Origin of the sequence: Blautia sp. AM29-29 (assembly GCF_003480555.1) — a bacterium.
In the GTDB taxonomy this organism is placed as follows: domain Bacteria; phylum Bacillota; class Clostridia; order Lachnospirales; family Lachnospiraceae; genus Fusicatenibacter; species Fusicatenibacter saccharivorans.
The window spans coordinates 192,016-214,506 of sequence record NZ_QUJD01000001.1; the positions used below are offsets into that span (position 1 = coordinate 192,016).

The 22,491-nt window shown below is 49.9% G+C and carries 16 protein-coding genes; 3 read left to right on the forward strand and 13 right to left on the reverse strand.

Features of this window, described 5'->3' with window-relative positions:
* Positions 1 to 248 precede the first annotated feature (248 nt).
* From DW769_RS00900 to DW769_RS00920, 5 genes are all read right to left on the reverse strand, one after another.
* Positions 249 to 866: a DUF5662 family protein gene (locus tag DW769_RS00900; RefSeq protein WP_243104817.1), complete on the reverse strand. Its 618-nt coding sequence runs from the start codon at positions 864 to 866 to the stop codon at positions 249 to 251.
* Positions 844 to 2,739, reverse strand: a complete 1,896-nt coding sequence (locus DW769_RS00905; protein WP_117804038.1) for an alpha-amylase family glycosyl hydrolase — start codon at positions 2,737 to 2,739, stop codon at positions 844 to 846. Before DW769_RS00905 ends, DW769_RS00900 begins: the two co-directional genes overlap by 23 nt.
* 96 nt (positions 2,740 to 2,835) lie before the next feature.
* Positions 2,836 to 3,591: an exodeoxyribonuclease III gene (locus tag DW769_RS00910; RefSeq protein ID WP_117509068.1), complete on the reverse strand. Its 756-nt coding sequence runs from the start codon at positions 3,589 to 3,591 to the stop codon at positions 2,836 to 2,838.
* An 81-nt stretch (positions 3,592 to 3,672) separates the two neighbouring features.
* The gene (locus tag DW769_RS00915; RefSeq protein ID WP_158576401.1) at positions 3,673 to 5,133 is read right to left on the reverse strand and encodes an aminotransferase class I/II-fold pyridoxal phosphate-dependent enzyme; all 1,461 of its coding nucleotides are present in this window, start codon (positions 5,131 to 5,133) and stop codon (positions 3,673 to 3,675) included.
* 114 nt (positions 5,134 to 5,247) lie between these two features.
* The gene (locus DW769_RS00920) at positions 5,248 to 6,312 is read right to left on the reverse strand and encodes a branched-chain amino acid aminotransferase (RefSeq protein WP_117509070.1); all 1,065 of its coding nucleotides are present in this window, start codon (positions 6,310 to 6,312) and stop codon (positions 5,248 to 5,250) included.
* Between the two features lie 278 nt (positions 6,313 to 6,590).
* Here DW769_RS00920 and DW769_RS00925 point away from each other — a divergent pair, with 278 nt between their 5' ends.
* The 3 genes from DW769_RS00925 to DW769_RS00935 all read left to right on the forward strand — a co-directional run bounded on the left by DW769_RS00925 (position 6,591) and on the right by DW769_RS00935 (position 11,281).
* Positions 6,591 to 6,959 (forward strand): DUF1292 domain-containing protein, encoded by a 369-nt coding sequence (locus DW769_RS00925; protein WP_118639905.1) that lies wholly within the window; start codon positions 6,591 to 6,593, stop codon positions 6,957 to 6,959.
* A 215-nt stretch (positions 6,960 to 7,174) separates the two neighbouring features.
* Positions 7,175 to 7,498: a helix-turn-helix domain-containing protein gene (locus DW769_RS00930; RefSeq protein WP_117800904.1), complete on the forward strand. Its 324-nt coding sequence runs from the start codon at positions 7,175 to 7,177 to the stop codon at positions 7,496 to 7,498.
* A 189-nt stretch (positions 7,499 to 7,687) separates the two neighbouring features.
* Positions 7,688 to 11,281, forward strand: coding sequence for an ABC transporter ATP-binding protein/permease (locus tag DW769_RS00935; protein ID WP_118749849.1), 3,594 nt, complete (start codon positions 7,688 to 7,690; stop codon positions 11,279 to 11,281).
* 94 nt (positions 11,282 to 11,375) lie between these two features.
* Here DW769_RS00935 and DW769_RS00940 read toward each other — a convergent pair whose 3' ends face one another.
* The 8 genes from DW769_RS00940 to DW769_RS00975 form a co-directional block, all read right to left on the reverse strand.
* A complete protein-coding gene (locus DW769_RS00940; protein ID WP_118749850.1) occupies positions 11,376 to 12,686 on the reverse strand; it encodes a M18 family aminopeptidase in 1,311 nt (436 codons plus the stop codon).
* A gap of 240 nt (positions 12,687 to 12,926) precedes the next feature.
* A complete protein-coding gene (locus DW769_RS00945; protein ID WP_117509074.1) occupies positions 12,927 to 14,852 on the reverse strand; it encodes an ABC transporter ATP-binding protein in 1,926 nt (641 codons plus the stop codon).
* Positions 14,853 to 14,855: 3 nt separating this feature from the next.
* On the reverse strand, positions 14,856 to 16,604 hold the full coding sequence (locus DW769_RS00950) for an ABC transporter ATP-binding protein (protein WP_117760378.1): 1,749 nt from the start codon (positions 16,602 to 16,604) through the stop codon (positions 14,856 to 14,858).
* Complete coding sequence (locus DW769_RS00955) at positions 16,598 to 17,059, reverse strand: MarR family winged helix-turn-helix transcriptional regulator (RefSeq protein WP_242991099.1); 462 nt, start codon at positions 17,057 to 17,059, stop codon at positions 16,598 to 16,600. Before DW769_RS00955 ends, DW769_RS00950 begins: the two co-directional genes overlap by 7 nt.
* Positions 17,060 to 17,295: 236 nt before the next feature.
* A complete protein-coding gene (locus tag DW769_RS00960) occupies positions 17,296 to 19,083 on the reverse strand; it encodes a cobaltochelatase CobT-related protein (protein ID WP_118697214.1) in 1,788 nt (595 codons plus the stop codon).
* An 11-nt stretch (positions 19,084 to 19,094) separates the two neighbouring features.
* The gene (locus DW769_RS00965) at positions 19,095 to 20,006 is read right to left on the reverse strand and encodes an AAA family ATPase (RefSeq protein ID WP_118749851.1); all 912 of its coding nucleotides are present in this window, start codon (positions 20,004 to 20,006) and stop codon (positions 19,095 to 19,097) included.
* A 185-nt stretch (positions 20,007 to 20,191) separates the two neighbouring features.
* The gene (locus tag DW769_RS00970) at positions 20,192 to 21,649 is read right to left on the reverse strand and encodes a radical SAM protein (protein WP_055226489.1); all 1,458 of its coding nucleotides are present in this window, start codon (positions 21,647 to 21,649) and stop codon (positions 20,192 to 20,194) included.
* 230 nt (positions 21,650 to 21,879) lie between these two features.
* On the reverse strand, positions 21,880 to 22,338 hold the full coding sequence (locus DW769_RS00975) for a hypothetical protein (protein ID WP_117800885.1): 459 nt from the start codon (positions 22,336 to 22,338) through the stop codon (positions 21,880 to 21,882).
* Between the last annotated feature and the right edge of the window lie 153 nt (positions 22,339 to 22,491).

Genomic DNA, 22,491 nt, shown 5'->3' on the forward strand with positions numbered 1-22,491 from the left:
AAGGGTGTGAAAATTTGCTAAAAGCATTCCCCCAAATCAAAAACTCGCATACGCTCAGACAGTTTGATTTGGGGGAATAACGCAAATTTCCACGCCCTAAGGGTTCCTACGCCTCCTGCAAATGCCACGCCCCGGACACCCGATGCTCCTGAGCTGACTTTGGCCCCGTAAATGGAGGGAAGCGGTCCTGCGGTGGCTTCCCTTGGTTCACCAATAGAGTAAATGGGCGGGCGGGTGGGTCCAATACCTTAATGAGTGGACGGGAACACTTTTTTACGGATGGCTTCTTCATAGGCGGTGCATTCTGCAGACCGGTGCATCCGCGGGACGGGATCTCCTTTGAGGAAGTGGTGGCGGATATAGTAGAGGGTATCGTCTTCGCCGCGTTCCGAGAGCATGCGCAGCAGAAATTCGAGCTGCGAGAGTGTCTCGGGATGGACGAACCAGAGGTGGCCGATTCCTTTTTTGAGATACTGGTACGGCGCCTGATCGGTATAAGCGTCTCCGAGGTAGACGCGGGACGCGCTGATGCGGTCCATAATCATCTCGGCGACGTAGCGGCGCGGCATTGGGACGCCTTTGATGATGGTGTCACAATTGATACCGTAATCAATCCAGTATTCAAAATGATGTTTGTTGCGCCCTTTATGGTGCATCCAGGATTTTGACATGCCGGTGTCTTCGCGCTCGGCGTTATTGGGACTCCGGTCGCCCTGATAGTATTTCATGCCGACCAGAAATTCCGTCGGCGAATATTTCGAGAGGTCGTGCGTCAGTCCCTGCCAGTACAGTCCTATTTTGAAGCAGTACCGCATGACCCATATTTTGTGTGTGGTAATGGTTTTAAAGTGCTGCCATGCTTTCATCATTCTGTCTCTTCTCCTGCTTTCCTGTTAAAATTATGATACTGCGCGGCGGCACGATGACCGTTTTTGCGCTGACTTTTTTCTGATTTTCTTCTGTCAGGAATACTTCCGGTGTGTTGGTGTCGGCCGTCAGATACCAGACCTTCTGTTCCGGGAGGGACGGCAGTGCCAGCTCATGCGGATTCCAGTGCATGTTGTAGGCAATATAGAGGTCGTCGTCCTTGTTTCCGTCTTTGTCCTGGAAATAACTTCCGCAGTACATCACACCGATAAAACGGCACGTATTTTCCATCTGGGAGAACCAGGCTCTCTGGCTGTGGAAGGACATATCCGGGCAGCCGTAGGATTTGTAGTCGATGAGGCGCGGCTCGCGTTCGCCGTGCAGCGCCGGATGCGCTTTCCGGAAGGCGATTGCTGCTTTTACAAAGGCGGCAAACTCCGGATTCCGGGCGGCTGCTTTCCAGTCGATCCAGCCGGTTTTGTTGTCCTGGCACCAGGCGTTGTTGTTGCCCTTCTGGCTGTTGCCGAATTCATCGCCGCCGTAAATCAGCGGTGTTCCCTGGCTTGTCATCAGCATGAGAACGGCATTTTTCAGCTGGCGGAGACGCAGCGCGCGCACAGCCAGTTTCCGGGTCACGCCTTCTGCGCCGCAGTTCCAGGTCAGGTTTTCGTTGGAACCATCCATATTGTCTTCGCCGTTGTCCAGATTGTGTTTCTGTTCGTAGGAAACGCTGTCATACAGGGTAAAACCGTCGTGATCCGCAAGATAATTGATCACACCGTGTGTCTCCGGGCTTCTTCTCAGATAATAGGTGAAGTCGGAAAGGCTGCCCTCATCGCCTTTTAAGAAGCGGCGGATATGGTACTGGTAGCCCTGATTGTGTTCCCCTAAATTCCGGAACCACGGGCGTTTTCCCTGATAGATCCGTGCGCCGTCAAAACCGAGGAAAATCAGTTTCGTCTTCCGAAGGAGTGCATCTTTGGACGCTTCTTCTGCCAGCGATGCATCGCCGACCAGATGGAAACCGTCGATCTGATAGCGGAGCTGCCAGTGGTGCAGAACCTGCAGGACAAAACCAGAAGGCGTTCCCGGGGCAAAACAGAATTCCATCAGGCATTCGATACCATTCTCATGCAGGGCATCGACCATCTCTGCGAACTCTGCGACGGCATCTGAGGATGCAGCATACGAAGCTTTCGGAGCAAAATACAGGGCCTTTGTGCCGTATCCCCAATAATTCACGCGCTTCTCTTCCGCCGGCGCCGGATATACATAGGCCGGCTCCGTAAGGGAGGTCCACTCAAAAAACTCGTAGGACGGCATCAGCTCTACTGCATTGATACCTAGTTCTTTTAAGTATGGAATTTTTTCGATCACGCCGCGGAACGTTCCCTTGTTCTTTACACGGGAGCTTCCGTCTTTGGTGAAGCCGCGCACATGGAGCTTATACAGAATCGTCTCCTCATACGGCCGGTGCAGTGAGGTGGTGCGCATTACCGGGTACTCCGGGAGAATGCAGCAGCAGGCGCCCTCTTCTTTTTCCATCGGTGCACCGAAGGTTTCTCTTCCTTCTACTGCTCCCGCATACGGATCCAAGCAGAAAACTTCATCCATCCGGTAGGCATACGAAAACTTTCCTACCGTCAGGCCTGTGATTTCCACGGAACTGATCACGCCAGTGCGCTCCTCTTCCGGAAGCGGCACGGTAAGAAACGGTTTCTGGTGACCTTTCCGGTACAGCAGAAGCTCTGCTTTTTTTCCATCTGATACTTCTACGGCAAAATTGTATCCGTCTTTCGTCGCCGATGCGCCCATTTTCTCCGGATTTCCCGGTAAAATTCGATATTTTCCTCTGTTTTTTGTCTGTATCATAATTCCCGCCCTTATTTTTTATAATTTGTTGCAATTGTCATACTATTAATGTAAATCATTTGAATAAAATTGTCAATTGACCAATGTTACCAATTGTTATACCTCTAAATCCAGTTCCACCGGGCAATGGTCGGAACCGAGAATTTCGGTATGGATTTTGGCATCTGCAACTGCATCTTTTAAGGACTCTGATACCATAAAGTAATCAAGCCGCCATCCTGCATTCCGCTGGCGTGCCTGGAAGCGGTATGACCACCAGGAATACGTCACGGTGTCCGGATACAGCATACGGAAGGAATCAACAAAGCCTTTTTCTTTGATCACAGCAAATTTTTCGCGCTCCTCTTTCGTAAAGCCGGCGTTTTTCTCATTTGCCTTTGCATTTTTGATATCCATCTCGGTCGCTGCGACGTTCAGATCTCCGCAGAAAATCACCGGTTTTTCCTGCTCCAGTCCTTTTAAGTAAGAAAGAAACGCATCCTCCCACTCCATCCGGTAGGCAAGGCGTTTTAATTCATCCTGCGAATTCGGTGTGTAGACGGTTACAACAAAGTATTCCGGAAACTCTGCCGTGATCACACGGCCTTCCATATCATGTTCTTCGATTCCGATACCATAGCGAACAGAAATCGGCTCCTCTTTGGTAAACAGGGCCGTGCCGGAATATCCTTTCTTTTCCGCATAATTCCAATACTGATGATAGCCGGGCAGCTCAAGGTCGATCTGTCCTTCCTGCAGCTTTGTCTCCTGCAGGCAGAAAATATCGGCATCTGCCGCCTCAAAGTATTCCTGAAAACCTTTTTTCATGCAGGCTCTCAGTCCATTTACGTTCCAGGATATCATTTTTTTCATACGCAATTCATCTCCTTTTCCTGACAGTCTGTTCTCTGCGGTTTCTGTTGCAAAACGCTTGGAACCGACTTCCGTTTTCTTTTATTCCTCTTTCAGAACATACAGCACTTCCAGCGACGCATCCGACGGTCCGTGAAATTCGCAGCCGTCTGCTTTATACTGGCGCATCAGTTCCAACATTTCTCTGCTGTACCGCTCGCCCGGGCAGATGAGCGGGATTCCCGGCGGATATGGGGCTGCCATCTCGGCTGCAATTCGTCCTTCCGCTTCTGCAAACGGAACGGCTTCCTTCTCCGCAAAATATGCCTCGCGCGGTGTCTTTACCATCTCCGGCAGGCTGCGGAACAGCCACTGCTTTTCTGTAAACTTCGTCCGCCCCGTCGTTTTCCCGCTCTCTGCTGCCGAAATTCCTGCCAGCGCATCGATCAGCCGTGTGATATCTTCCTCGCTGTTTGCCCAGGTAATAACGCAGACCACGTTCTCCTCGTCGGCAAGCTCTGTACTGACGCGGTATTCCTCGTACAGACGCACCTGCAGATCGTAGCCGGAAATACCAAGTTCTCTTGCCGAGAATACAAGACGCGTCGGGTCGATCTTCCATACGCCGCACGTTCCTTCCATCTCAGTCCCAAGAGCTTCGATTCCTTTGATCTTTGCAAGCTCCTGCCGCGCCCTCTGGCCGAGTTCCAGCGCGCGTTCCATTCGCTCTTTTCCGTGCAGCGCCATCCCGCGCCGCGCCGCATCGAGGGATGCCATCAGAAGGTAGGACGGCGATGTACTCTGTACCATCTGCAGATTGGCGGCCACTCTTGCCTCATCGAGACGGCCAGAACCGAGTGATAAGAAGGAGCTCTGTGTAAAGGAACCCGCCGTTTTGTGGATACTCTGCGCGCAGGCATCCGCACCACTTTCCAGTGCGCCGAGAGGAAGCTGTTCGGAAAAATAGAGGTGCGATCCATGTGCTTCATCGACAAGAAGCGCTGCGTTGTGGCAGTGACAGATTTCTGCGATCGCCTGCAGATCACTGCAAAGACCGTAGTACGTCGGGCTGACCAGAAGTACGGCTTTCGCATCCGGCGTTTCCGCGAAGGCTTTTTCGATCGTCTCCGGCGTTACGCCGCCCCACATCTGCCATTTCGTGCTGTACTCCGGCATCACATAAACCGGTGTGGCTCCGCTTAAAATCAGGCCCATCAGCACCGATTTGTGCACGTTTCGCGGAACAATGATTTTTTCGCCCTCTTTCACAGACGAAAGCACCATCGCCTCGTTGCCGCATGTTGTGCCGTTGACAAGAAAAAAAGTTTTTTTTGCCTTCCACGTTTCCGCCGCCAGTTTCTGCGCCTCTGCAATCACGCCCTCCGCGTGATGCAGATCGTCAAGCCCTTCTGCCTCCGAGAGGTCATACGCCGCAAGCGACGCTCCGTTTAACGTCTCATCCAGCCCGCGCTCAAACCGGTGTCCCGGAATACGGAAATAGGCCGGTGCTTCCTCCCGGAACTGTTGTAACGCCTCCACAAGAGGCATTCGATTCTGATCCATTCTGCTTTGTTTCCTTTCAAACGATTTCTGAATCTTTTTCTGAAGCGAAAGAATCCTCCCCGCACCGCTGTGCGGGAAGGACCCCCTTATCTGCATTTTTCTGTTTTATATGGTTTATTCTACCGGAGTAGTCCAGCCATATTTATCTTCCAGTTTACCCCACTGGATACCGGTCAGGGTATCGTACAGTTTCTGGGTCAGCTCACCGATCTTGAAGTCATTTACAACAACAGAATCGTCCTTGTATACAAATTCACCAACCGGAGATACAACTGCTGCTGTACCAGTACCAAATGCTTCTTCCAGTGTGCCGTCATGACCTGCTTTCATCAGATCGTCAACCGACAGATGTGTTTCGTTTACTTTATATCCCCAGTCTCTTAAGATATGGATCAGGGAATCACGGGTTACGCCCGGAAGAACAGTTCCTTCCAGCGGTGCGGTGTAGATTTCGCCGGCAATCTTGAACATGATGTTCATGGTTCCAACTTCCTCTACATATTTACGATGTACGCCGTCCAGCCACAGAACCTGGGTGCATCCCATCTTCTCTGCTTTTACCTGGCCTGCGATGGAACTTGCATAGTTACCGCCGCATTTTGTAAATCCTGTGCCACCTTTGACTGCACGAACATATTCATCCTCAACCAGGATCTTAACCGGGTTGATGCCCTCTGCATAGTATGCTCCAACCGGAGTGGTGATGATAACGAATTTGTAGGATTTTGCCATATGTACGCCAAGGCTTGCCTCAGTAGCGAACATGAACGGACGGATGTAAAGAGATGTACCTGGCTCAGACGGTACCCAGTCTTCCTGTGCTTTAACCAGTGCTTTGACAGCCTCTACAAACATCTCCTCCGGTACGCCCGGCATGCAGAGTCTCTCGTTGGATTTAATCATACGGCGTGCGTTCATTTCCGGACGGAACAGCTGGATCTTTCCTTCTGCTGTTCTGTAGGCTTTCAGTCCCTCGAACGTTTCCTGTGCATAGTGAAGTACCATGGTTGCAGGATCCATCGGGATTCCGCCGTACGGTACGATTGCTGCATCATGCCATCCCTGCTCTTTGTCCCAGTCCATGACAAACATATAGTCTGTAAAGTGTTTTCCGAATCCAAGATTTTTCTGATCCGGTTTTTCCTGTAAATGTTCTCTTTTTTCAAATCTGATATCCATTTTTTGCCTCCCCGGCAGTTGAGGATAAGTTTGTTCAGCTGCCTGTATATTTAGATTCAATAGTGATAGTATAAAACTGTACCCGAAAACAGTCAATAGAAAATACGACTAATTTTTCATTTTTTCGTTCTTATTTGTTGTATCTTTTCCGTATTTTCCTGTATCAGCCGCATTTTTTCTGCTTTCCCGGCACAGCCATTGTGTTTTTTTTTATTATCTGTTAGAATGGCAGTCAAGAACCTGATAAGACTTGAACACGAAAAAGGAAGGTAATACAAATGAGTGAAGAATTATTCAACAGCGCATCCTGCAGCGGAGACTGCGCAGACTGCGGCAGCGACTGCCAGGATCTGGATCAGCCGACCGTTACCCTGACACTGGACGACGATACCGAAGTAAAATGTGCCGTACTGACCATTTTCCCGGCCCCGAACCAGAAAGAGTACATCGCTCTTCTGCCGCTCGATGAAAACGGCGAGAACGGGGACGGCGAAGTTTATCTGTACCGCTATTATGAAGAGAACGGCCAGCCAAACCTCGACAATATCGACTCGGATGAAGAGTACGAAATCGCAGCAGACGCATTCGACGAACTGATGGATACGGAGGAATTCAACGAGCTGGAAGAAAATTCCACCGAAGAGTAAGCGCACAGAATCTGAAACCGTTTCAAAACCCGGCAGGAGACCTTGTTTTCCTGCCGGGTTTTTCTTTTTCCCTCTCACGATCCAGTTATTTCTTATTTGTACAGCTTTTCTGCATCTCTCTTTAAGATCTGTTTCTATTCTTTTACAGAAGTATAATATATGTGAGTAGTATTTTTCATACTGCTACATTACATAGGAATACGAGGTATCTTTTTATGAGAGATAAAGATGTGATACAGCATATCCAGGATTTATGCCGCGAGCGCTCCTGGACTTATTACCGCCTTGCAAAAGAGGCAGACATTCCCTATTCTACCTTAAACAATATGGTAAACCGCACCAATATCCCAACCATCCCTACCCTGCAGAAGCTCTGCGACGCCTTTGGCATTACACTTGCCGATTTCTTTCTCGATGAGCCGGACGCTCTGCAGCTCACCGAAGGACAGCAGGAAATCATTACGCTTTACAATAATCTTTCGCTGGAGAAAAAGAAAATCTTAAAGGCTTATATGAAAGGTCTTCTGATGGAAGTCTGACTTTTCCGGCATCATAAGTATCACAGATAAAGAAAGTTCCGTTTTTTGTTTTTCCAAAACAGAGGCGGAACTTTTTTTCTGTCGATAAACTTTTCTTAAATTTTTCTAAAGCCCGGGACTTTTCCCGTATTTCGTTGTAGAATAAAGGACAACTGTTCACATATTAATCACAGAAGGAGTTACCCTTTCATGCTACAGATTCAGCATATCAAAAAAGAATACCGGACCGGGACGCTGGTACAGAAAGCGCTCGACGATGTGTCCTTAAATTTGCGCGACAACGAGTTTGTCGCTATTTTAGGGCCGAGCGGTTCCGGAAAGACGACGCTTCTGAATATCATCGGCGGCCTCGACCGCTACGACAGCGGCGATCTGATCATCAACGGCATTTCCACGAAAAAGTATAAGGACCGCGACTGGGATTCCTATCGGAACCACACGATCGGCTTTGTCTTCCAGAGCTACAACCTGATCCCGCACCAGACCGTCCTTGCAAACGTAGAGCTGGCGCTTACCATTTCCGGTGTTTCCAAAGAGGTGCGGCGCAAAAAAGCAATCGCGGCACTTGAAAAGGTCGGTCTTGGAAAACAGCTCCACAAGCGGCCGAGCCAGATGTCCGGCGGTCAGATGCAGCGTGTCGCCATCGCCCGCGCTCTTGTCAATGACCCGGAAATTCTGCTTGCCGATGAGCCGACCGGCGCGCTCGATTCCGACACCAGTATTCAGGTCATGGACCTGCTGCAGGAAGTTGCCAAAGAACGCCTTGTCGTCATGGTCACACACAATCCAGAGCTCGCCGAGCTTTACGCCAACCGGATCGTCACCCTGCGCGACGGTGTGATCTGCTCCGACACGAACCCGTTTGAGCCGGATTCCGAAACCCTGCTTCCTCCCAAGCACAAAAACATGGGCAAATCGTCGATGTCCTTTCTGACGGCGCTCTCCTTAAGTTTTAATAACCTGCGCACCAAGAAAGCGCGGACCTTGCTCACCTCGTTTGCCGGCTCAATCGGCATCATCGGCATTGCACTGATTCTGGCACTCTCCTCTGGTGTCAACGAGTATATTCAGAATATGGAAGAGGAAACTCTCTCCGAATATCCGCTTCAGATCCAGAGCACCGGCTTTGACCTCACTTCGATGATGGTCGGCTCACAGAATGCCGGCAAAGACGCAAAAGATTCCGGCAAAAAGAATGAAATCAAAGTCCAGGAAGTCGTGACCAACATGTTCTCCACCATGAACTCCAACGATCTCGCTTCCCTGAAAAAGTACCTTGACGGCGGTGCGGACGGCATTTCCGACTACACAAATGCCATCGAATATTCCTACTCCGTCACGCCGCAGATCTACCGCGAAGACGGCGATTCCATCCGCCAGGTGCACCCGGACCAGTCGTTCCGCTCGCTCGGCCTTGGCGCAAGCTCCAACAGCATCATGTCATCCATGATGAGCACCAACGTCTTTTACGAGATGCCGGACACCGCTTCCCTGTACGAGAACCAGTACGACTTAAAAGCCGGACACTGGCCGGAAAACTATAACGAATGTGTGCTTGTCCTCACTTCCGACGGCGGAATGAGTGATTTTCTGCTCTACACCCTGGGACTCCGCGATGCACTCGAGCTGGATGAGATGGTCCGCCAGTTTTTAAATGAAGAAACCGTCGAGACCCCTTCCTCTATCGGCACGTATTCCTACGATGATATTCTCGGCACCACGTTCCGTCTTGTGAACAGCGCAGACTGCTACGAATACGACAGTCAGTATCAGGTCTGGAAAGATAAAAGCGACAACGAAGACTATATGAAAAAGCTCGTTGCCAACGGCGAAAAGCTCACAATCACCGGTATTGTCCAGCCGTCCCCTGACTCTGCCGCCTCTGCCCTGACCGCCGGCATCAATTACCCGGCATCGCTGACCCGCCACGTTGTGGAGGAAGCAAAGAAATCCGAGATTGTGAAACAGCAGATGGCGGACTCCTCCATCGATGTCTTTACGAATCAGGAATTCGGCACCGTGGATCAGAACAGCGGTCTTGATATGGATTCCTTTATCACTGTCAATGAGGACAAGCTGCAGAACGCTTTCCAGTTCGACGATTCCGCACTCTCCGGTGCTTTTTCCGGTGATTCCATGAACCTTGATTTATCCAGTGCCTTTGCGGACGCCGGAAGCAGCATGGATCTCGCGGGTGCGATTGACCTCAGTCAGATCTCTCTTAATTTCGACGGACTGCCGCAGCTTGATCTTGGCCAGATTTTATCCGGACTTACTCTCAATGTCAGCGAAGACGGCATGCAGGAACTAGCTTCCAGTCTCATGGAGGGCTATCAAGGCTACGCCTCGGAGCACCCGGAGGCGGATTATTCCCATTTACAGGAGGATTTCGTCTCCTACATCAATTCCACGGAAGCACAGGAAATCCTGCGGCGCCACATCCAGACCATCATTGCAGACGGCGGCGGTGTTTCCATTACACAGGAACAGATCCAGGAACTCATTCAGCGGATCTTCAAAGGGTATCAGGCATACCTGATCAAGATGGGCTACACCGATCCGGAACAGTTTGATGCTTATCTTGCGGAGTATCTGCAGACCGAAGAAGCTGTTCAGATCATCAACGACTGGATTTCCGAGGTGATGCAGAACAACGGCAATATCGAAATCACATCCGACCAGCTCACTGCGCTTGCGACGGAGCTTTCCAACGGTTATCTCGCTTACGTGAAGGAGAACGGCCTGCCGGATCCGACGGAGATGGGCCAGCACTTTATCGCCTATCTGAACACGGCGGACGGCCAGCAGCGGCTGAACAGCGGTATCACAAAAATCGTCGATCTCGACGGACTGCAGTCCCAGGTTTCTTCTGCGCTCACAAACTATATGGCAGGCGTTATGGGAAGCTACTCCGCTTCTGTCGCCTCGGTTCTGCAGACACAGATCACTTCCGCGATGGAACAGATGATGACGCAGATGGCCTCTGCAATTCAGTCCGAGATGGAGCGCGCCATGACGCAGGTCGGGAATTCTCTGCAGGATTCGATGGGCGATGCCATGAAGATTGACACCGATGCCTTTGCAAGTGCCTTCCAGATGAATATGACTGAGGATGATATGAAGGAGCTCTTCGCTTCTCTTAGTTCTTCCGGCTCTTCCACCTATGAGGGCAATCTGCAGAAACTGGGCTACGCTGATTTTGACGAACCTTCTTCGATCAGCATTTACCCGAAAAACTTTGAGAGCAAGGAACACGTTGTCTCCATCCTCGACGGCTACAATGACACGATGGAAAAAGAAGGCAAAAACGAGCAGGTAATCTCGTACACCGATGTAGTCGGCACTCTGATGTCCTCCGTCACGGATATCGTCAACATTATCAGCTACGTGCTGATCGCTTTCGTCGGCATTTCCCTTGTGGTTTCCTCGATTATGATCGGCGTCATCACCTATATCAGTGTTCTGGAACGTAAGAAAGAGATCGGTATCCTGCGCGCGATCGGTGCTTCGAAACGCAATATTTCGCAGGTCTTCAATGCCGAAACTTTCATCATCGGACTCTGTGCAGGACTGATCGGCATCGGGCTCTCGCTGCTTCTGATGATTCCGGGTAACCTTCTGATCCACCGTCTGGCGGATACGACGAAGGTCAGTGCTTCTCTTCCGCTCGTCCCGGCGCTTGTTCTGATTGCACTCAGCGTCGTTCTGACCCTGATCGGCGGTCTGATTCCGTCGAAGAAAGCGGCAAAAAGCGATCCGGTTACGGCACTCCGGACAGAATAATCTGATCCTTAAAACACACTTTGCAAGTACGCAAAAAGCGACCGGCAGAGGCTTTTCAAAAGTCCCGCCGGCCGCTTTTTTCTATCTTAAACTTTTATTTTTCTTCCAGAGAAAATCCATGCTCTGTCCGCACCAGTGTCGTCTCATAGAAGGTCTTTGCGAACTGCACCAGATAAGCAGTATCTTTGGCGCCTGCCGTCTCATACGGGGAATGCATCGCAAGCTGAGCCATTCCGATATCCACGCTTGTCACCGAGACAAGAGAGTTCAGAATTGCGCCAAGCGTGCTTCCGCCCGGAATGTCGGCGTGGTTTGCGAATACCTGGCACGGTACGCCGGCCTTCTCGCAAATCATCTTTGTTACGGCTTCCGAAACAGCATCGGTCGTGTATTTCTGGTTTGCACTCTGTTTGATGACAACGCCGCCGTTCATGTAGACGCGGCTCTTCGGATCGTATTTCTCCGCATGCGCCGGGTGGAAGGCATGTGCATTGTCAGCAGAAACAAGGAAGCTTCCCGCAAGATCTCTGTGATATGCAATCGTGTCTTTTCCACAGGCTGCATTGATATGCTGCAGTGTCTCTGTCAGGAACGAAGAATCCGCACCCTGCTTTGTGAGGCTTCCTACCTCCTCATTGTCAAAGATTGCGCAGACATTGACCTGGCCTGTTGCCTTTGCAGCAAGAAAGCCCTTTAAGGAGCCAAACGCGCTCTGCAGGTCATCCAGACGCCCACTGGATAAAAACTCTTTTCCGGCACCCCAGATGGATCCTTCCACTCGGTTATACAGATAAAGCTCCATGGAGAGAATATCCTCTTTTGCGGTATCCGGCAGAAACAGCTCATAAAAATGATCTTTCGCTGTCTCATCACCGAGAATCGGGAGCATGTCGGTCTGCACACTGTATTTGATTCCGTTGTTGATGTCACGATTCAGATGAATCGGCAGATTCGGGATCGTCACCAGATCTCGTCCGGCATCAACCAGCACGGATTTCACGCTGTTTCCGTCACGTACCACCATGCGGCCCGCCAGGGAAAGCGGACGGTCAAACCATGGGGAACGGATCATTCCGCCGTAGCCCTCCACGTTCAGGCGGGTGTAATGACCATCCGTCACGAATGGGTCCTCTCCCTTTACTTTAAACGTCGGACAGTCGCTGTGGCTTGCGATGATCTGGTAGCTGGAAAATGCGCTCTCAGGGATCTGGAACGCAATCACCGAGGATTCATTTCTCGTCACATAATATTTTCCGCCCGGAACGAGACTCCATTCTTTTGTCTCCTCCAGTTTTGTATATCCATTTTCGTTCAGCAGATCGCCGGCTTCTTTTACCACATGAAACGGGCTTTTGCCCCGCATGATAAAATCGAGCAGCTCCTGCGCTGTATTCAGGTATTCCATAGTTTTTCTCCTTTGCATATATTCAAACGCTTCTTCTATTTTATAAAATCCCGCTGTCTTTTTCAAGACCCAAAAACCTGTGGGAACTTACTGTATCACTCGCAATCATCATTTCGAAGCGGATATTCGCAATCCGCTTCGCTACTCGCACATAAAACCAGCCGCTGCTTCGCAAAAAAATCCCGCACAGACAGATTTTTATTTTCTGTCGTGCGGGACTTACTTTTTCCGTTTTTTCTGCTATGCGGAAACCTGATTTCCGGTATACAGCTGGTAATATTTTCCTTTCTGTTCCATCAGCTGATCATGGGTACCGCGCTCAATAATTTGTCCCTGCTCAAGAACCATGATACAATCGGCGTTTCGTACGGTGGACAGACGATGTGCGATAACAAAGGTTGTTCTTCCACTCATCAGCTTATCCATACCATCCTGAACAATGCGCTCGGTACGGGTATCGATGGAGCTTGTCGCCTCATCGAGAATCAGTACCGGCGGATCTGCAATGGCTGCACGCGCGATCGCAAGAAGCTGCCGCTGACCCTGGGACAGATTCGCACCGTCTCCGGTCAGCATTGTGTCATAGCCCTGCGGCAGACGCATAATGAATCCGTGCGCATTCGCCAGTTTTGCTGCTGCTACAACCTCATCCTCCGTCGCATCGAGCTTTCCGAAGGCAATATTTTCTCTTACCGTTCCCGTAAACAGATGTGTATCCTGCAAAACAATGCCAAGCGATCTTCTCAGGTCATCTTTTTTGATCTTTCCAATGTTGATCTCATCGTAACGGATCTTACCTTTCTGAATATCATAGAAGCGGTTGATCAGATTGGTAATGGTTGTCTTTCCGGCTCCGGTAGAACCGACAAACGCGATCTTCTGACCCGGCTCTGCAAACAGCGATACATCGTGCAAAACAATTTTATCCGGGTTGTAGCCGAAATCAACATGTTCGAATACCACACGGCCCTGCAGCTCGCGGTAATCCACAGATCCATCTGCCTGGTGCGTATGCTTCCATGCCCATTTTCCGGTACGCTCTTTCGTCTCGGTGAGTTTTCCGTTTTCTTCCTTCGCATTGACAAGCGTTACATACCCCTCGTCCAGCTCCGGCTCTTCATCCATCAGTCGGAAAATACGTTCCGCTCCTGCAAGTGCCATAACAATTGCGTTCAGCTGCTGGCTGACCTGGTTGATCGGCATGTTAAAACTCTTGTTGAAGGTCAGAAAGCTTGCTAGACCACCGAGCGTAAAGCCACCGACGCTGCCAAGGGCAAGTGCACCACCGACAATTGCACAGACAACATAGCTCATATTTCCAAGCTGTGCATTGATCGGTCCGATAACATTTGCAAACGCATTGGCATTGTAAGCACTCTCATACAGATTGTTATTAATTTCTTTGAATTTTTCGATATTCTCCTCTTCATGACAGAATACCTTGACAACCTTCTGGCCATCCATCATCTCTTCGATAAAGCCGTTGACTTTACCAAGATCCCTCTGCTGTTTTACAAAGAAATTTCCGGAAAATCCGGCCACCTTTTTTGTCACTCCCAGCATGATAGATACCATAACCAGCGTTGTAATCGTCAGCGGGATGTTCAGAATCAGCATACTGACAAAGACACTGACAATCGTGATTGCACTGTTGATGATCTGCGGGATACTCTGACTGATCATCTGACGCAGGGTATCAATATCATTTGTATAAATCGACATGATGTCGCCGTGCGCATGGGTATCAAAATATTTAATCGGCAGCTTTTCCATATTGCCGAACAGATCATTTCTCAGATTCCGCAGGGTTCCCTGGGATACATAAATCATGGTACGGTTCTGAACGAACGCAGCCACAATACCGATTCCGTAAAATCCGGCCACCCGCAAAATTGCGTGGAGCAGCGGGCCAAAATCCGGATCCGGCTGGGTCAGCATCGGCGTGATATAGCCGTCAATCAGCGTTTTCATAAACATCGTTCCCTGTACATTTGCCAGGACATTGACAAAAATCGCAATGACAACAGCGATGCAGTGTACCGTATAATCCTTTAATACATATTTCATAATTCTGGTAAAGATCTTCATCGGATTCTTGACCTGCGGTTTCACCCCTCTTGGAGGTCTTGCTCCCGGCCCCTTTACCTGCTGTACTCTCTCTGCCATTCCTTACTCACCTCTCTTTTCGTCAAAGTCTCCGCCGCCACCGGTCTGAGACTCATATACTTCGCGGTAAATTTCATTGGTTTTCAGTAATTCCTCATGGCTTCCAAAACCATTTACTTTTCCGTTCTCCATGACAATGATGCGGTCTGCGTCCTGCACACTGGAAATACGCTGTGCAATGATCAGCTTTGTCGTTTCAGGAATCTCAGTCAGGAATGCCTTCCGGATTTTCGCGTCGGTTGCGGTATCGACAGCACTTGTACTGTCATCCAGAATCAGCACCTTTGGTTTCTTCAGCAGTGCTCTCGCGATACAGAGGCGCTGTTTCTGACCGCCGGATACGTTGGATCCGCCCTGCTCGATGTAGGTGTTATAGCCCTCCGGCATCCGATCGATAAATTCATCGGCGCAGGCAAGACGGCAGACACGCTTGCACTCTTCTTCCGAAGCATTTTTATCACCCCATCGGAGGTTGTCGAGAATAGTACCGGAAAACAGCACATTTTTCTGTAAAACAACGGCTACTTCATTTCGCAGCGTTTCCATATCGTAGGAGCGGACATCCTTTCCGCCGACCTTAACGGATCCATCTGTTACATCATACAGACGGCTGATCAGGTTGACAAGACTTGTCTTCGCACTTCCGGTTCCGCCAATAATACCGATTGTCTCACCCGATTGGATGGAAAGATTGATATCCGAAAGAACCGGCTCGCCGGCTCCTTTTTTGTAGTTGAAATAGACATGATCGAAGGTAATGCTTCCATCCGGAATCGAAAAGTCCGGATTCTCCGGATTATCGAGATCACTCTTCTCATTCAGGACTTCTGAAATACGGCGCGCACTTGCAAGGCTCATTGTGATCATAACGAATACCATGGAAAGCATCATAAGGCTCATCAGAATGTTCATGCAATAGGTCAGAAGGCTCATCAGTTCTCCGGTCGAAAGACTGCTTCCGACAATCATTTTGGCGCCGAGCCAGCTGATCAGAAGAATACAGCTGTACACGGTCAGCTGCATCAGCGGTGCATTAAAAGAAAGATTTTCTTCTGCTTTACAGAAAATTTTATAAATATTTTCGGACGCTTTGTGAAATTTTCCTGTCTCATAATCTTCGCGCACATACGCTTTTACCACACGGATTGCGGATACGTTTTCCTGCACACTCGCATTTAATTCATCATATTTTGGAAATGCCTGCTCGAAATATTTGGTTGCAGACCGCATGATCAGAAACAGACACGTTCCAAGAAGAATAACGGCCACCAGATAAATGCTCGCAAGGCGTGCATTGATGTAAAACGACATAATCATTGCAATGATCATACTCGCCGGTGCACGCATGCACATACGAAGGATCATCTGATATGCATTCTGCAGATTCGTCACATCTGTGGTCAGACGGGTGACAAGACCTGCTGTACTGAATTTGTCAATATTGGAAAAAGAATATTCCTGGATATTTTCAAACATGGCCTGACGCAGATTTTTTGCAAATCCGGCAGATGCCTTTGCTCCATATTTTCCGCCCATGATACCTGCAAACAGACCGATGGCTGCTGCCACTACCATGAATGCTCCCACCACGTAAATGTGATGGAGATCGCCTTTTTCTACACCGTTATCGATAATGGATGCCATCATAAGAGGAATGATCATCTCCATGATAACCTCCAGAATCATGAAAATCGGAGTGGCAATGGAGGCTTTTTTAAACTCTTTTACCTGTGCTCCAAGTGTTTTTAACATGATGTCTCTCCTAACATATTTTTTACGTTGTTTTTGACCTGATCGATGACACGGTAGAAAGTGTCAAGATCTTCTTTTGAAATTCCCGCAACCGTCTGTTCTTCCAGCATATCGATCATATCTTTCGTCTTCTCGTGAAGCTCTCTTCCGGTATCGGTCAGCACCAGTTTTTTCAGCCGCGCGTCATAGGGAACGGACTCCCGTTTGATGTAGCCCTTTTTCTCCATGAGCTTTAAAATGTTGGTCACGGTAGAGCGGCAGATCTTAAATTCCGCTTCAATATCTTTCTGGAAAATATCTTTGTGCTCGTTCCTGCACAGATAGCCCAAAATCCACCCGTGCATGGCCGTCAGTTCATCGACGCCCCGCTCTCTGGCGGCTGCCATCAGGTTCCGTGACATCATATTGTCCAGCGTCCGCAGTTCGTGGCCGATTTTTCTTTTTTTACAACACACGCTGCTTTTTTCCTCCTTTCCCCTTTGCTGCCGTCCCCATCTGTTCGTTATAAAACTGTTTGAATAAGGACTGTTCCATAAGCAACTGTTCTATAGATGACTGTTTCATATTAAACAGTTCGTTATAGAACATTCTAGGAGATTTTGTGGGAAATGTCAACCTGTTTGCGTAAAAAAATCGAAAAAAATGCTCCGGATAAAAGTTTTTCACTTTCCGCCTGGAGCATTCCGCTCGTTTATTCTTCGATTTTTCTTCTTAAATAGCTTCCCACCATATGGGAAAAGTTGCGGATATCGCGCGCATACGCGAAATCCTTGCCGAAAATCTTCTGCTCCGCCATAAGCTCCGTCTCCTCGCCTACAAAGACCCCAAGCACCGAGACACCCTGCTGCCTGAGGCGCCGCACCTCAGTTGCCGTGTCATGCAGTGCATAGTCATCCCGGTACGGCTTTGGATTTCTCGCATTCGGCCGGTTCACCAGCACATCGTACGGCTTTCCGTCGCTTAAGAGGATCAGCAGCTTCCGGTCCTCCTGGCGTTTTAAAAGATCCATCCCCGCCGCCTTGACAGCAAGCCCGTCGCGGTTGTTTGAGGATGTGATATACTCAAAAATATTGCTGTTCTTCTCCCGCGGATCGTCGTAATCGCGCATCCGGTGCAGGATCGTGTAATCCCAGAACGTACAGAAGCTCATCACGCGGAACGGGATGTGCAGGCGGCTTAAGGTCTCCGCCAGAATGTACGTCTGCAGTGTCACATTCTCCTGGCGCGGCCGCTGGGAACCGCTCGCATCTACGAGAATATCCACGACAAAATCCAGCGAATTCCGCCGCTGCTCCAGCCGGAACAGATCCGCATTCTGGCTCCGTCCCACCTTCCACATCCGCGCGGGCTGTAAAATTCCGTGGTCTGCATCCGCAAACGACTGATCCTCCTGCAGCAGCATCGCTTTTTTCAGTTCCTGATACAGCAGCGAAATGTTCTGCCGCACCGCGCGGTGCTGGTCGTAATAGGCATGAAGGTTTTTATCCTTCTGCTTCTGCGCGTAGGAGAGCTGATAATACTTTCCGACCGGATTTTTCAGCACACCCTCCGTGTAATAGAGGCTGCAGTCGCTGTGGATGCCGCGGCAGAGCTGGTAATTCCGGCTTTTCTCCTCGCTCTCCGAGAGCCACGTTTTTCCGTAATTGCGCTGAATGTACTGATACATCCGTGCCAACGCTTTCTCATCGACGACAACGATCTTTTTGGTATCGCTTCCCGCTGTTTTTTCTTTCTTCTCTTCCGCCTCTTTTGATGTGAAATTTGTCATATCAAGCGAAACTCGCTCCAGATATGTCTCGAGCCCGTCCTCGTACAGTTCCTCCGAAAGGAAATCCTTCCAGGAATACTCGGTGAGCTCCTCGATCGTTACCGCAAGAACCGAGGCAAGATCACCGTGCTTTTTCACAAATGCGGGATCGACGACCTTATTGTACAGCTCGTCCGTCACCCGGATCAGTTCCATTGTATCCGCTGTTTCGGATGCGTGCTTCAGCAGCTCCATCCACTCCCTCGTTTTCCCCGAGTATGAAGGGCTTTTTCCCTCGTCCTCCTCTCTTCTTCCGCGTAGATACTCCAGTTTCAGGCGGCCTGTCTCATTTCTGGATAGAGTTTCAAAAGAGTGGTCCAGTATTTCCTCCGCTGCTCTCCTTCGAAAGCCCTTGACACCGGGGCGCTCGCTTTCGAGCCGCTTCGATACGGCCTCCTCCGTCACCAGCTGGGCGAGCATCATCAGTTCTCCCTCCGCTGCGCCGCTGTAAACCTTCTTCACCAGATACAGGCTGTAGGCTCCCCGATCAAAGTAACACGAAAAGGCGCCCTGGCGGATTGTGTCGTACAGTACCGTATCCGGCTCTTTCGCATACCGCTCCACATCCGGGTTCAGCTTCAGCGTGTAGTCGCCGCTGACAGTCCAGACGAGATTGCGGATCCGGCTTTCCAGCTCCATCTCATGCGTTTTTAATGTTTCCTCTGTCACCATACGTATTTCCTCTAAAAAATATCCTGCGGCGTCCACTCTTCCGGAATCCGCGTGCGCACGACATCCCGCACAATCTCTTTTTCAAACAGGTCAAAGCATTTATTGACAATGCCGATCTGCACCGCAAGATACGGGGACAGCCCCTGGCGCATCGTGCCGATCGCTCCGAACAGACCGCGGAGGTCGAGCGCGCGCGTGGTGATTTCCGCCTGTTTTGCCTTTTTCTGCAGATCGAGGTAAAGGCCGGCCAGCGCTTCGCGTGCCGCCGGTTTCAGATCCGGGAATTTTGACTGTATCAAATAAAACAGTGTCTCTTCTGTAAGCGGCGGCATGTCAATCACCAGAAAGCGGGACACCAGCGCCTCGTTCAGCTCTCTCGTTCCCGCATAGCCGTAGTTCATCGTTCCGATCATCCGCGCCGCCGGGTGAAGCGGAATTTTATCGTAGCCCGGCACATCGATGATGCGGCGGTAGTCGAGCGCGGCGTGAAGAACACTGACCGCATCGTTTTTCGCCATGTTGATCTCATCGAGAATGCCAAAACCGCCTTCCTCTGCACAGCGGTAAATGCTGCCTTTCCGGAGTGTGACCTCCTGGTTCTGGAACGTATCGGTTCCGATCAGCTCGGCGCTTCCTGTGTTTACATGGAAGGAAACGTTGTACGTCGGTCTTCCGAAAACATACGCCAGTGTCTCTGCCAGCACGTTTTTTCCCGTTGCCTTCTCGCCGGTCAGCAGCAGATTTTCGCCCTGCAGCAGCGCGGCAATTGCCATCTCCAGAATCTCTTTTCCGAAAAACGGGATTTCCGGCGTGCTCATGCGGTTCTCTAAGCCCCCCGCCACTGGATAGCTCTCGCGGAATTTCTGCACACTCTCAATTAACGCCCCGCTTACGCCCTGTTTCTGTAAAAATGAATCGTTCATCTTCTATTTTTTAATCCTCTCTGTCGTTAAAATATCGCTTTGCTTCTCTATAGTATACGGGATCCGGTCACTTTCTGCAAGACCGGACTTTGGCTCACTGCCCGCACAAATAGACACCGGAAAACAGGTTTTCGTCCCATTTTCCGGTGTCTTGCTTCTATTTTATCTTCGATTCATCGATCGCGTTATCCGCGGATTCCGGAAAGAATCTCCTCTGTGGAAGCTTTTGCCTCCTCGTCCAGGTTCTCTTTCTTATAGTTCTCATATCTCTGTTTGTGATGCGGATTCTCTGCCCACAGCTCGTCTGCGGCTTTTTTCCACTCAGCAGCATACAGATCACATTTTCCGCACAGATGCTCTGCGCTCTCCGGAGACTGCAGGTCGGTTGACTTCGCGCCGGTCTTCTCTACCATCTCACGCAGCAGTTCCGGATTTTCGAGCATCGGACATGGACGCAGGTGGTTGCGGTTGAACGGCTGTCCATCGCGGTATGCCTGGAACAACGGCTGCTGCAGTGCTTCGATCAGGGAAACTTCGTTGATGTTGGCGCCGGAGTAATGGATGAAAACACACGGCTCCACATCGCCGTTTGCATTGATATGGCAGTAGTTTCTTCCTCCTGCGATACAGCCTCCGACGAACTCACCGTCGTTCTGGAAATCCATAACAAAGATCTGTTTGTCGCTCTTATCGGAACGGATCTCACGCAGTCTGTGATAGATATATTTTCTCTGCTCAACCGTCGGCATCAGCTCCGGTGCAGCGTCCATGCCGACCGGCATGAAGTGGAAATACCAGCTGTAACGGCATCCGTGCTCGATCAAAAGATCCAGGAACTCGTCACTTGTAACGGTCTCGAGGTTTGCTCTTGTGTAGCAGATGGAAGTACCAAAAAGCAGACCGTGTTTTTTCATCAGATCCATGGCTGCCAGAACTTTATCGAAAATACCCTCGCCGCGGCGTCCGTCGTTGACCTCCTCGAAGCCTTCCAGAGACAGGGAGAAGGAGATATTGCCGAGCTTCTGAACCGCCTCACAGAACTCCTCGTCGATCAGGGTTCCATTGGTGAAGCAGTGGAATTCACAGTCATGATGCTCTTCTGCCAGACGCAGGATGTCTTTTTTGCGCACAAGCGGTTCGCCGCCGGTGAACATGTAGAAGTAGGTTCCCAGCTCTTTTCCCTGGCTTATGATATCCGAAAGTTTCTCATAGGAAAGATTCAGCTTGTGGCCGTATTCTGCTGCCCAGCATCCGGTGCAGTGCAGGTTACAGGCACTTGTCGGATCCATCAGCATCGTCCATGGAATGTTGCAGTTGTATTTTTCACGGTTCATACGGATCTGTTTCGTTCCGACGAAAGCTGCCTGGAATCCCAGGTTTAAAGCGGTCATTTTGATCACCTGCGGATCCAGCTCGTCCAGTCCTCGGTTGACGTACTGTACCCATTTGTTGTCCGGGTTCTGCAGCATGGTGCGGATGTTGTCGAACGTTTTCTCCGCAAACATATTTCCGGTAAATTTCTGTACGAAATCCGTCAGATTCAGCAGTGCTTTTGTTCTGTCGTCTCCGTGGTTCACATATTTTAAAACACCATCGATCGCAGCGCCTGCAGCGGCTCTTTCTACTTTCATTTTTGCATCCATTGTTCACGATCTCCTTTGTAATAGTTTAATATTTTCGCCCGGAATTGATCTGGTTTTGAATACCACATCCTGGCTTTTTCTCATTATATTCTCCATATTTGGAAAATACAACCCAAAATTCCCTCGTTTTGGACATATCAAAAAAAGTGTCCCACGCGGGAACACTTTTTCCTGTTTTTCTCTTTCTGTTATGTTTCACATTGCATTTTCGGATTCACACAGGGCATTTCCTAATTTTCGATCAGAACCGCACGGATCGGGCCGCCGTATTGGTGTTTCTTTTGGATCGGCGCAGCCACGAGAAAATAATGACCAGAGGTCACTTTCTCCAGATTCAGATTTTCAACAATCACCGTGCCTTTTTTCAGTAACTGCTGATGAACATCATTCCCTGATGTCTCATTTCCGACGGTTTCCTGCTCCACACCGAGCAGCACCAGTTTTTTCTCTGCCAGGTAATCTGCCCCATCGCGTGTAATCTGCGCATCGCCGCGGATCAGGAGACGTTCACAGTCTTCTTCCATGACCTCCTCGAGCACTTCTCTTGTCACTTTTCCCTCAAGCTCCGCCACCTGACAGATGCCAAGTGACCGGTCGAGCGTCGTCTGCGCCGTTCCTTCCTCCGTCATCAGATGACGCGGCGCGTCCATTGCGGAAAACTGCTCTCCGGAAATGTCATATAATTTCATATTTTCCTATCCTCAAACCGGGAAACTCCCGTCTTTCTTTTTTCCAATATTTGCCGATACTGCCAGATTCTGCCGGCAGCCAAACCTTGTTTAGTATAGCCTATTTTCGGACGCTTTACAAGGCTCATTTCTGCAAAAATTCTGACTTTTATA

Bases quoted from the DNA above. Each gene is read 5' to 3' on its own strand.
- DW769_RS00915 (WP_158576401.1), bottom strand. From the start codon at position 5,133: ATGGATCAGAATCGAATGCCTCTTGTGGAGGCGTTACAACAGTTCCGG.
- DW769_RS00905 (WP_117804038.1), bottom strand. From the start codon at position 2,739: ATGATACAGACAAAAAACAGAGGAAAATATCGAATTTTACCGGGAAAT.
- DW769_RS00930 (WP_117800904.1), top strand. From the start codon at position 7,175: ATGAGAGATAAAGATGTGATACAGCATATCCAGGATTTATGCCGCGAG.
- DW769_RS00975 (WP_117800885.1), bottom strand. From the start codon at position 22,338: ATGAAATTATATGACATTTCCGGAGAGCAGTTTTCCGCAATGGACGCG.
- DW769_RS00965 (WP_118749851.1), bottom strand. From the start codon at position 20,006: ATGAACGATTCATTTTTACAGAAACAGGGCGTAAGCGGGGCGTTAATT.
- DW769_RS00925 (WP_118639905.1), top strand. From the start codon at position 6,591: ATGAGTGAAGAATTATTCAACAGCGCATCCTGCAGCGGAGACTGCGCA.
- DW769_RS00950 (WP_117760378.1), bottom strand. From the start codon at position 16,604: ATGTTAAAAACACTTGGAGCACAGGTAAAAGAGTTTAAAAAAGCCTCC.
- DW769_RS00935 (WP_118749849.1), top strand. From the start codon at position 7,688: ATGCTACAGATTCAGCATATCAAAAAAGAATACCGGACCGGGACGCTG.
- DW769_RS00910 (WP_117509068.1), bottom strand. From the start codon at position 3,591: ATGAAAAAAATGATATCCTGGAACGTAAATGGACTGAGAGCCTGCATG.
- DW769_RS00920 (WP_117509070.1), bottom strand. From the start codon at position 6,312: ATGGATATCAGATTTGAAAAAAGAGAACATTTACAGGAAAAACCGGAT.
- DW769_RS00945 (WP_117509074.1), bottom strand. From the start codon at position 14,852: ATGGCAGAGAGAGTACAGCAGGTAAAGGGGCCGGGAGCAAGACCTCCA.
- DW769_RS00970 (WP_055226489.1), bottom strand. From the start codon at position 21,649: ATGGATGCAAAAATGAAAGTAGAAAGAGCCGCTGCAGGCGCTGCGATC.
- DW769_RS00940 (WP_118749850.1), bottom strand. From the start codon at position 12,686: ATGGAATACCTGAATACAGCGCAGGAGCTGCTCGATTTTATCATGCGG.
- DW769_RS00900 (WP_243104817.1), bottom strand. From the start codon at position 866: ATGAAAGCATGGCAGCACTTTAAAACCATTACCACACACAAAATATGG.
- DW769_RS00960 (WP_118697214.1), bottom strand. From the start codon at position 19,083: ATGGTGACAGAGGAAACATTAAAAACGCATGAGATGGAGCTGGAAAGC.